This is a genomic window from Actinocatenispora comari (assembly GCF_017312725.1).
GTDB lineage: Bacteria > Actinomycetota > Actinomycetes > Mycobacteriales > Micromonosporaceae > Actinocatenispora > Actinocatenispora comari.
Genome location: NZ_BOPO01000131.1, coordinates 1 through 11,309, shown reverse-complemented (window position 1 = coordinate 11,309; position 11,309 = coordinate 1). Strand labels below are relative to the sequence as shown.

General features: G+C 77.4%; 6 protein-coding genes. 5 read left to right on the top strand and 1 reads right to left on the bottom strand.

Annotated elements, in window-relative coordinates; translation table 11 throughout:
• Positions 1-2,366: carboxypeptidase regulatory-like domain-containing protein (locus NUM_RS32775; protein ID WP_207128810.1), on the top strand; the 2,366-nt coding region annotated here is incomplete at its 5' end.
• Between the two features lie 83 nt (positions 2,367-2,449).
• Here the strand turns inward: NUM_RS32775 and NUM_RS32770 are convergent.
• Entirely contained in the window at positions 2,450-3,097 is a 648-nt protein-coding gene (locus NUM_RS32770) for a TetR/AcrR family transcriptional regulator (protein ID WP_207128809.1), read from the bottom strand.
• An 89-nt stretch (positions 3,098-3,186) separates the two neighbouring features.
• Between NUM_RS32770 and NUM_RS32765 the strand changes: the two genes are divergently transcribed.
• From NUM_RS32765 to NUM_RS32750, 4 genes are all read left to right on the top strand, one after another.
• Entirely contained in the window at positions 3,187-3,639 is a 453-nt protein-coding gene (locus tag NUM_RS32765; protein ID WP_207128808.1) for a hypothetical protein, read from the top strand.
• Between the two features lie 263 nt (positions 3,640-3,902).
• A complete protein-coding gene (locus NUM_RS32760) occupies positions 3,903-7,265 on the top strand; it encodes an ATP-dependent helicase (RefSeq protein ID WP_225919009.1) in 3,363 nt (1,120 codons plus the stop codon).
• The gene (locus NUM_RS32755) at positions 7,262-10,813 is read left to right on the top strand and encodes a UvrD-helicase domain-containing protein (RefSeq protein WP_225919008.1); all 3,552 of its coding nucleotides are present in this window, start codon (positions 7,262-7,264) and stop codon (positions 10,811-10,813) included. Before NUM_RS32760 ends, NUM_RS32755 begins: the two co-directional genes overlap by 4 nt.
• Before the next feature lie 10 nt (positions 10,814-10,823).
• Positions 10,824-11,255: an acyl-CoA thioesterase gene (locus NUM_RS32750; RefSeq protein WP_207126026.1), complete on the top strand. Its 432-nt coding sequence runs from the start codon at positions 10,824-10,826 to the stop codon at positions 11,253-11,255.
• The last annotated feature ends 54 nt before the right edge of the window (positions 11,256-11,309 follow it).

Below are 11,309 nucleotides of genomic sequence, written 5' to 3'. Positions count from 1 at the left end.
AGGCCCGCCCCGGCGTGGGCGGCTCGCACCGCGCCCGCACCGGTACGCCCGGATCGCGGGCCGCCGGTCCCGGTGTGGCTCGCGGCTCCGCGGGGGCGGACGCCGCCCCCGCCGCCGGGCCCGGCACCCACGGCTCGACCGACCGTGCCGTCGCGTACGGCTCCGGCGATCCTGGCGCCGGGCCCGGTTCGGTCGGGCTCGATGTCGGGGCCGGTTCGGTCGGGCTCGGCGGCTCGGGGAGCGGGTCGGCCGGGGCCGGGACGACCGATAGCGCAACGGATGGCGATGCCGCACCGTGGGGCGCGGCCGGCTCCGCCACTGGCCTCGGCGACGACCCGGCCGACGCCGGTACGGGGACCTTCCGCCGGCTCGCCGCGGTGGAACCGGCGGAGCTCGACGCGGCCTGGCTGGGCCGGCCGCCGGGCGGTGCCGAGCGGGACCCGGGTCGGCCTGGCGTCGTCCCGGACGGTGCGTCGTTCTTCGGCGGTACGGTTCCTGCCGGCGCGATCGACGAGTCCGTTGCCGGCGACGCCGGCCGCGCCACGGCGGCTGGGCCGGTGCACTCGGCCGGTACTGCCGCATCCTCGAGTTCCGAGGTCTCGGATCCCGCCACCGCAACCGAAACCGCTGCTGCCGCCGAGAGCCCCGGAGCCGCCGGGACGTCCGCGAACGCCGGGACGTCCGCGGACGGCGGACCGACCGGGGTCGGTCGACCGGGTGGGCCGGGCGGCCTCGCCGCCGGGACCGGTGCGGCGGCCGACGCGCCGCCGAACTCCGCCGACGCGGCGCCGGACCGGGCCGAGGTCGGGTCCGGCGCCGCGAGCGGGGTCGACCGGTACGGGACGCCGCTGGCGGCCTCGGGGGCCGCGCTGGGCGGCCGGGCCGCGCCCCCGGCGGAGTCGGCTCGCCGCGACGCGGTACCCGAACCGCGCGACGGAGCCGCGCGGCCGGTCTCGGCGATACGCGTCCCGGTCTGGGCGGCGGCCGACGCCGAACATCCCGGGTCGGCGTCGCCGGACGCGGCCCGCCGCGACCCGTCGCCCGGACGATCCGAACCGGCGGCGGCAGGTGGCCCGGTACACGGTGCGGCGGCGGCCGGCGGCCCGGCGCACGGTGCGGGTACGGCCGGTGGCCCGGCGCAATGTGCGGGTACGGCCGGTGGGCCGGCGCACGGCGCGGCCGATGCCACGGCGGCCGAGGGCGGGCGGTACGTGGCGTCGTCGCGGGCCGAGCCGAACGAGGCGTCGTCGCGGGCCGAGACGAACGAGGCGACCGTACCGGGGCTGCTCCCGGACGAGGCCGAGCGCATCGCCGCGGTACGGGCGAAGCTCGCCGGCGTGCTCCCGCCCGGCACGGTGGGTTGGCAGGTGCCGGCCGGCGGGCCCGGTGCGGCGTCACGTCGGGCCGGGTCGCGCACCGCGCCACCGCGTGACGGCCACGCGCGACCGGCGGACGGTGCGGCCCCGAGCCACACCGCGCGGGACGCCGCGGTACTCCGGCTGGCCGACGTGCGGCGCGCGCCGGCCGAGTGGGACCCGCACGTCGACATCGATCCGGAACGCACCACCGACCTTCGCCGCGGGCAGGGCACGCCGGTGCGCGGGTACGTGCGGGCCGGTGCGGCGCCGGTACCGCAGGCCGCGGTGACGGTGATCGACCTGGCGGGCCGGCAGGCGGACAAGGACGTCAGCGGGACGGACGGCTGGTACGAGCTGGCGGTGCCGCGCTCCGGCACGTACACGCTGATCGCGCGGGCGCGCGGGCACCAGCCGCTGGCGTCGGTGGTGGCGGTGGACGGTGCGCCGGTGCAGCTGGACCTGACGCTGGTCGGTTCGGCGGCGATCGCCGGTACGGTGCGGCTGTCCGGCGGCGCGACCCCGGTGCCGGCGGCGGTGGTGTCGCTGATGGACTCCTCCGGTGCGGTGCTGGGTGCGGTCACCGCCGGCACGGACGGCACGTTCCGGTTCGCCGAGCTGATCGGCGGCGGGTACACCGTGGTCGGCAACGCACCCGGGTACCGGCCGGTCGCGGTGCCGGTGACGGTGCCCTCGACGGGGACCGCGGCGGTGGAGGTGGCGTTGACCGGTGATGCGGTGCTCGCCGGCATCGCGCGCGGCGGCCGGGACCACCTGCCGCTGGCCGATGCGCTGGTGACGCTGCTGGACGCGGACGGCGAGGTGGCCGGCCGGTGCATGACCGGCCCGGACGGCAGCTACCGGTTCGCCGGGATGCCGCCGGGAGAGTACACGCTGGTCGCGTCGGGCTACCCGACCGTGTCGAACGCGCTGCACCTGACCGCGGGCTCCCGGCACGACCACGACATCATGCTGCGCTACCGGCAGGACGACGCGACGGGCGGCGAGTGACCGGTCCGGTCCGGCCGGCCGGCGGGTCACGGTCACCGTGCCGGCCCGGTGACCGACCGCGGTAGCGGTGGGCGCGCTCTCGATCAGGTCAGCGGGTCGCCGGTGCCGGTCGCGGCGCGGGCGTCGAGGCCGGCGAGCACGGTGTCGACCAACCGGTCGAACTCCGCCGCCGTGCCGTAGTCGTGCTGCAGCGGTGCCACGCTGGCCAGCCCCGGGTACGCGGCGGGGTCGACCGACGGCGCCGTGCCGGGCTGCCCGTTGAGGACCGCCAGCAGGTAGCCGTTGAGGAAGCCGAACAGCGTCATCGGCGCGTCGGCGACCACCCGGTCGGGCAGCCCGGCGGTACGCATCGCGCCGATCAGCCGGTCCAGCGCGGTCAGCGCCACCGGTGCGGTCTGCGCGCGGGTGACCAGCAGCGGGAAGACCTCGGGATGCCGGTACGCGAGCTCGCGGTAGTGCCGCGCGATCCAGCGGGCGGTCTCGGCCCAGCCCGCCGGCGGGTCGCCCGCGTCGGCCATCATCTCGACCAGGACCGCCTCGGACATCGCGTCCAGCAGCGCCGCCTTGCCCTTGATGTGGTGGTAGATCGACATCGGGTCGACCTCGAGCTCCTGGGCGAGGCGACGCACCCCGAACCGGTCGAGCCCGTCCCGGTCGACCAGCGCGACCGCGGCGCGAGCGATCTTGCCGCGGTCCAGCCCCGCCGAGGTGCCCTGCGTGCGCCTGGCCACGTCCACCGCCTTTCCCGTTGGCAATCCTACGCCGTAGAACGTATCGTACGAGCCGGAAACCTACGGCGTAGATTTCGGGAGGACCAGCCGTGACCGCAACCATCAACCGATCGCCGTCGAGCACCGGCCGGCCGCGCTGGCTGTACGTCGGGCTCGCGCTCACGCTCGTCGCCACCGCCGCGCCGCTGCTCGACCTGGCCACCACCGGCCTGCTCGCCGAGCACGTGCGCGCCGCGTACCCGCACTGGACCGCGCACGACGTGTCGCTGGACCGCAACGCCATCGCGAGCTACCTCGCGGTGACCTCGGCGCTGGGCATCCCGCTGTGGCTGCTGACGATCCGCGCCGTGCGCCGCGGCCGGCGCTGGGGGCTCGTGGTCGGTGCCGTCGCGCTCGCCGCCGGCATCCTGATCGCGCTGACCAACCTGTCGGTCGGCGGCGAGCACTACCAGGTGATCGTTCCGTACCTGTTCGGCACGCTCACCCTGCTGCCCTGCATCGCCGGCGTCGTCGGTCTCGTCCAGGCCTGGCGCCACCGCTGATCATCTCCGGCCGCGCCCGCCGTACTGCGCCGGCTGCGGCCGAGTCGCCGGTACCGGCCGCGGCCGCCCGAAGGCGTCGAGCCGCGGGCGGGTCCGCCGGTCGGGCGTGGCCGGTGGGTGGCTGTCGGACCGGCGTGGTCTGATGGCGGGGTGAGCGCAGCGTGCCGGGGCTTCCGGCCGTGAGCGGTCCGAGCGTCGAGCGGGGCGGCCCCGCCGATCCACCGCTCGGAACCGCCGGGGGGTTGAGACTCGTCCGTCCGGCGGTGCCCGATTCGGCACCGCTGGCGCACGACGCTGCGCAGCGGCAGGTGATCGAGCACGCGGCCGGTCCGCTGCTGGTGCTCGGTGCCCCCGGCACCGGCAAGACCACCACGCTGGTCTCCGCGGTCGCCGCCCGCGCCGCCGCCGGCGACGCCGAGCACGTGCTGGTGCTCACGTTCGGCCGGCGGATGGCCGACCGGCTGCGCCGCGGCATCGCCGCCCGCCTCACCACCGCCCCGACGCCAGCCGACCTCGCCCGCACCGACCCGACCGGAGCGCCGAACACGGCGCCGTTCCCGGCCGCGCGCACCGACCCGGCCGGGACGCCGGGCCGGGCCGGGCCGGGCGTGCGCACCGACCCGGCCGGGACGCCCGGCCGGGCCGACTCGGCCGCGCGCACCGATCCGACCGAGGTGCCGGGGACGGCGCGGTTCCGGGCCGAGCCGACCGTGCGCACCTTCCCCGGGTACGCGTTCGGGCTGCTGCGCCGCGCTGCCGTGGCCCGCGGTGGGCCGCCGCCGCGGCTGCTGTCCGGCCCCGAACAGGACGTGACGATCCGCGAGCTGCTGGCCGTCGGCCGCGCCGAGGCGGTGTACGACGCGGGTTGGCCGGAGCCGCTGCGCGCCGCGCTGGCCACCCGCGGGTTCGTCGGCGAGCTGCGGGACCTGCTCGCCCGCGCCGCCGAGCGCGGCGTCACCGCGGCGCAGCTGGCCCGCTGGGGGCGCGAGTCGGGGCGCGGCGAGTGGATCGCCGCGGCGCGCTTCGCCGACCAGTACGCCTCGGTGCGCTCGCTGCGGGACGCGACACCGGGTGGTTCGGTCGGGTACGACCCGGCGGAGCTGACCCGGGCCGCGATCGACCTGCTGGCCGGCGATCCGGAGCTGCTCGCGGCCGAGCGCGACCGGTACCGGTGGTGCTTCGTCGACGAGCTGCACGACACCGACCCGGCGCAGCGCGAGCTGCTGGAGCTGCTGGCCGGCGACGGCCGGTTCCTGGTCGCGTTCGGCGACCCGGACTCGTCCACGTTCGCGTTCCGCGGGGCCGATCCGGCCGGTGTCACCGAGTTCCGCGACCGGTTCCCGGCGGCCCCGGGGGTACCGGCGCCGGCGGTGACGCTGCGCACCGGCTGGCGGCAGGCGCCGCAGCTGGCCGCCGCCACCGGCCGGATCACCGCCCGGCTGCCCGGCCCGGCCCGGCACCGGGCGATCGCCCCGGCCGGCCCCGCCGTCGGCAGCGTCGACGTGCGGGTGTTCGCCTCGGCCGCGCACGAGGCGGCCTACCTCGCGCACGCGCTGCGCCAGGCGCACCTGCTGCACGGCGTGCCGTGGTCGAGGATGGCGGTACTGGTGCGCTCGACCGCCCGGCAGCTGACTCCGTTGCGCCGGGCGCTGACCCAGGCCGGCGTGCCGATCCGGGTCGCCGCCGAGGACCTGCCGCTGTCCGCGCAGTCCGCGGTGGCGCCGCTGCTGCTGTTGCTGCGCTGCGCGCTGCGGCCGGACACGCTGGACGAGGACTCCGCGGTGGCGCTGCTGCACTCCCCGCTGGGGGGTGCCGACCCGTTCACCGAACGCCAGCTGCGGCAGGGGTTGCGGGCACTGGCGCTGCCCGGCGGCGACCGGCGCCCGTCCGGGGTGCTGCTGCTGGAGGCGCTGCGCCGGCCGGTCGAGCTCGCCGCCGTCGACCGCCGCTGGGCCGCCCCCGCGGTACGCATCGCCGAGCTGCTCGCCACCGCCCGGCGTGCCGCCGCCCAGCCCGGTGCCGGCGCGCTGGACGTGCTGTGGGCGGTGTGGTCGCACAGCGGGCTGGAGAAGTCCTGGTTGCGGCTCGCGGCGGCCGGCGGCCAGCGCGGCGCCGCCGCCGACCGCGACCTGGACGCGGTGCTGGCGCTGTTCGACGCGGCCCGCCGGTTCACCGAGCGGCTGCCCGGAGCGGCCCCGGTCGCGTTCGCCGATCATGTTGCGGCGCAACAGCTTCCGGGCGACTCGCTGGCACCCACCGCGGAGCGCGGCCCGGCGGTACGGATCCTGACCGTGCACGCCGCCAAGGGTGCGGAGTGGGACCTCGTCGCGGTGCCGGGGGTCCAGGAGGGCGCCTGGCCGGATCTGCGGCTGCGCGGCAGCCTGCTCGGCTCCGAGCTGGTGGTCGACCTCGCCGCCGGCCGCCGGCCGGAGCCGGGCACCGAGGAGCCGGCCGACCCGCCGGTGGTCGGTACCGCCGCGCAGCGTGCCGCGCTGCTGGACGAGGAGCGGCGGCTGTTCTACGTCGCGGCGACCCGGGCCCGGCACCGGCTGCTGGTGTCGGCGGTCGCCGCCGGCGACGGCGAGGAGCTGCCCAGCCGGTTCCTCACCGAACTGTCCACCGTGGACACCGAGCGGGTCGCCACGGTGCCGCGGGCATTGACCCTGCCGGCGCTGGTCGCCGAGCTGCGCACGGTGCTGGTCGACCCGTCCGCACCGCCGGAGCGGCAGCGGGCCGCGGCCCGCCAGCTGGCCCGGCTGGCCGCCGCCGGGGTCACCGGCGCGCACCCGAACTCGTGGTGGGGGATGGGCGAGCTGTCCGACGCCCGTCCGCTGGCCGGGGTCGGCGAGACGGTCGAGGTGTCGCCGTCCACCGTGGAGAACGTGCGCCGCTGCGGGCTGCGCTGGGCGCTGGAACGGCACGGCGGCGCCAACCCGCCCGGGGTCGAGCAGAGCGTCGGCACCCTGGTGCACGCGGCCGCCGCCGAGGCCGACGACCTCGGCGCGCTGCGCAAGTTCCTGGACGAGCACTGGGACGAGGTGGAGTTCCCGGCCCGCTGGGTGGTCGGCAAGAAGCGGGTCGAGGCCGACCGGATGCTCGACAAGCTGGCCGAGTGGCTGGCCGACAACCCGCGCCGGCTCGCCGCCACCGAACGCCGGTTCCGCACCCGGCTGCCGTCCCGCGACGACGCGCCGGACGTCGAGCTGACCGGCGCGGTCGACCGGCTGGAGGTCGACGACGCCGGGCGCCCGGTGATCATCGACCTCAAGACCGGCGGCAGCGCACCCACCGACGCGCAGGCCGCGCAGCACCCGCAGCTCGGCGCGTACCAGGTGGCGGCCGAGCACGGCGCGTTCGACGACCTGCCCGGCGTCACCCCGGGCGCCGGCCCCGGCGGCGCGGCGCTGGTGCAGCTGGGCGGATCCCGGGCGCACCCGCGCGAGCAGCACCAGCCCGCGCTGGCCGACGCCGACAACCCGGCCTGGGCGCAGGAGATGGTGCACGACGCGGCCCGCCGGATGGCCGCGGCCACCTTCGACGCGGTGATCAACGAGCACTGCCGCTCCTGCGCGGTGCAGACCAGCTGTCCACTGTCGACACACGGGCGGCGGGTGACCGACCCGTGAGCGTACTGACGCCGCACCGGCTGGCCGAGCTGCTCGGCCTGCCGCAGCCCACCGAGGAGCAGGCGGCGGTGATCGAGGCCCCACTCGGGCCGCTGCTGGTGGTCGCCGGCGCCGGCTCGGGCAAGACCGAGACGATGGCCTCCCGGGTGGTCTACCTGGTCGCGAACCGGATGGTACGGCCCGACCAGGTGCTCGGCCTGACCTTCACCCGCAAGGCCGCCGGCGAGCTGTCCAGCCGGATCCGGGCCCGGCTCGGCCAGCTCGCCCGCATCCCCGAGATCGCCGGCGAACCGGCCGGCGGCGCGCCCGCGGGCCCGGTGATCGGCGGCACGGGCGCCGGTACCGAGCCTTCCGCCGGAGCGGAAACCGTTGCCCCCCAACGGCATCCGGGTGCGGACCCGCTCGGCGGTGAGCCCACCGTGGCCACCTACCACTCGTACGCAGCGCGGGTGGTCACCGAGCACGGGCTGCGCGCCGGGTACGAGCCGACCACCCGGCTGCTGAGCGAGGCGGCCTGCTGGCAGCTGGCCGACGCCGTGGTCCGCGCGTACGACGGGGACATGTCGGCGGTGGATCTCGCGCCGGTGACCGTCACCGGCGAGGTGCTCGGCCTCGCCGCCGAACTCTCCGAGCACCTGTGCGAGCCGGACCGGCTGCACCGGTTCACCGAACGGCTGATCGCCGGCCTGCAGGCGCTGCCCGGCAGCATGTCTGCCGACACCGCCCGAATGGTCGCCCGCCAGCAGGCCCGGCTGCAACTGCTGCCGCTGGTCACCAAGTACATCGAGCGCAAGGTCGCCGCCGAGGCGATGGACTACGGCGACCAGCTCTCCCGCGCCGCGACCGTCGCCACCCGGCACCCGATCGTCGGCGCCACCGAACGCGACCGGTACCGGGTGGTGCTGCTCGACGAGTACCAGGACACCTCGCACGCGCAGGTGGTGCTGCTGCGCGCGCTGTTCGGCCGCGGCCACGCGGTGACCGCGGTCGGCGACCCGGCCCAGTCGATCTACGCCTGGCGCGGTGCCAGCGCCGGCACGCTGGAACGGTTCCCGACCGACTTCGCGCTCGCCGACGGCCGCCCCGCCCGGCGGCTGTCGCTGACCACCAGCTGGCGCAACCCGCCCTCGGTGCTGTCGGTCGCGAACGAGGTGAGCCGCCCGCTGCGCGACGCCGGCAGCGCCGCCGTGGTGCTCTCCGCCGCGCCGCACGCCCCGTACGGCCGGGCGGTGCGCTGCGCGCTGCTGCCCACCGCCGCCGACGAGGCGTCCTGGGTCGCCGAGGCGATCGCCCACCACTGGACCACCAACGCCACCGTGGACGATCCGCCCACCACCGCGGTGCTGGTGCGCTCCCGCCGCCAGATCCCGGTACTGGAGCAGGCGCTGCGGGCCCGCGGCCTGCCGGTCGAGGTGGTCGGGTTGGGCGGCCTGCTGGACACCCCGGAGGTGCGCGACGTCGTCACCACCCTGCAGGTGCTGGCCGACCCGGCCGCCGGCGCCGGACTGCTGCGGCTGCTGACCGGACCCCGGCTGCGGATCGGCCCGCGCGACATCGTCGCGCTGCACCGGCGCTCCCGCGAACTGTCCCGCCGAGACCGGCCGGACCTGCCCGAACTCGCGCTGCCCAGCGAGGTGACGCTGGTGGAGGCGCTCGACGACCCGGGCGACCCCACCCTGTACTCGTCGACCGGCTACCGCCGGCTGACCGCGTTCGCCGCCGAGCTGGCCGCGCTGCGCGCCCGGCTCGACCAGTCGCTGCCCGATCTGATCGCCGACGTCGAGCACACCATCGGCCTGGACGTCGAGGTCGCGGTCCGGGCCGGTGGCGCAGGCCCGGCGGGTGCCGCCGGTTCGGGCGCCGCCGTCGGGCTGGCGCGGGCGCACCTGGACGCGTTCGGTGACGTGGCGGCGCAGTTCGCCGCCGACTCCGACACCGCGACGCTGGCCGGGTTCCTCGCCTTCCTCGCCGCCGCCGAGGAGCAGGAACGGGGCCTGGAGCCGGGGCACGTCGAGGTCGTCACCGGTGCGGTACAGGTGCTGACCGTGCACGCGGCCAAGGGGCTGGAGTGGGACGTGGTGGCGCTGGCCGGCGCCGCCGAGCACGTGTTCCCGGCCCGCTCGCAGGGCGACCACTGGCTCAACCGGCCCGGCGTGCTGCCGTTCGCGCTGCGCGGTGACCGTACCGGGCTGCCCGAGCTGGCGCTGTCCGCGGTCGGCGACCACAAGGCGTTCAACCGGGCCCGCCGCGACTTCCTCGCCCGCTGGGCCGAGCACGACGCGGCCGAGGAGCGCCGCCTGGCGTACGTGGCGGTCACCCGGCCGCGCCGGCTGCTGCTGTGCTCCGGGTACTGGTGGGACGGCGACGCGCAGGGCCGCCGCGGCCCGTCCGCGCTGCTCACCGAGGTCCGCGAGCGGTGCCTGGCCGGCGCCGGGCACGTCGACGAGTGGGCCGACGAGCCGGAGCCGGACGCGCCGAACCCGGTCAGGGCGAACCCGCTGCGCGCGCAGTGGCCGGACGACCCGCTGGGCGAGCGACGCGGCGACCTCACCGCCGCCGCCGACCTGGTCCGCGCCGAACTCACCGCCCTCCGCGCCGCCCGGTCGCCCGGCAACGCCACCACCGCCGCCACGCCTCCCGGGCATGCCGCCGTGCCTCCCGGGAAGGCTGCTGTGCCGGGCGGCAACGACGCCGCCGACACCACCGGCGCGCCGGGCGGCAACGACGCCGCCGACACCACCGGCGCGCCGGGCGGCAACGACGCCGCCGACACCACTGGCGCGCCGGGCGGCAACACCAGCGTTGGCGGCGCCGTGCCGGGCGGCGGCGAGGACGAGGTGACGGCGGAGGAGCGGCGCTGGGCGTACGAGGTGGACCTGTTGCTGGCCGAGCGCGACACCGAGGCGCGCGGCGTCGGCGAGGTGGCGCTGCCGGCCGCGCTGACCGTCACCGACCTGGTCGGTCTCGCCGACGACCCGGGCGCGCTGGCCCGCCGGATCCGCCGCCCACTGCCCCGGCCGCCGGAGCGCGCCGCGAGCCGGGGCACCGAGTTCCACCGCTGGCTGGAGCAGCGACTCGGCAGTCAGGCGCTGCTGGACCTGGACGAGCTGCCCGGCGCCGCCGACCGGGACACCGGCGTCGACGCCGACCTGGCGCAGTTGCAGCGCCGGTTCCTGGCCAGCGAGTGGGCGGCCCGCACGCCGCTCGCGGTGGAGGTGCCGTTCGTGACCGTACTGGCCGGGGTGGTGGTGCGCGGCCGGATGGACGCCGTGTTCGCCGAGCCGGGCGGCGGGCTGCGGGTGGTCGACTGGAAGACCGGCCGGCAGCCGACCGGCGATGCGGCGCGCGCGGCGGCGGTCCAGCTCGCCGCGTACCGGCTGGCCGCGGCCGAGCTGTTCGGCGTGCCGCTCGCGGAGGTGGGGGCGGCGTTCCACTACGTCGCGACCGGGGTGACCGACAGCCCGGCCGACCTGCTCGACGCGGACGAACTTGCGGCGCTGGTCACTCGGTTGCCGCCGGCGGCCGGGGAGCCGGTTACCGAGCAGTAATGTCGGCGTCGTGACAAGCGAACCGTTCCGCGTCCGGGTCACCGTGCGCGGCTATGAGCTGGACACGCAGGGCCACCTCAACCAGGCGGTCTACCTGCAGTACGCCGAGCACGCCCGGTGGGAGGTGCTGCGCGCGGCCGGCGTCGGCCAGGACGCGCTGATCGCCTCCGGCGCCGGCCCGGTGGTGCTGGAGACCACCGTGCGTTACCTGCGGGAGCTGCGCGGCGGCGACGAGGTCGACGTGAGCTGCGCGTTCGAGTACACGCCGGGGCGCAAGACGTTCCGGCTGGTGCAGCACCTGGTGCGCGCCGACGGTACGGCCGCCGCCGAGGTCACCGCGGTCGGTGGGCTGCTCGACCTGCACACCCGCCGGCTGGTCGCCGACCCGCAGGCCCACCTGCGCAAGCTCGCCACCGACCCGGACCTGCTCGGCCTGTCCTGACAGCCGGCCTGTCCTGACAGCCCGGCCGCACCAGTCCGGCCGCACCAGTCCGGC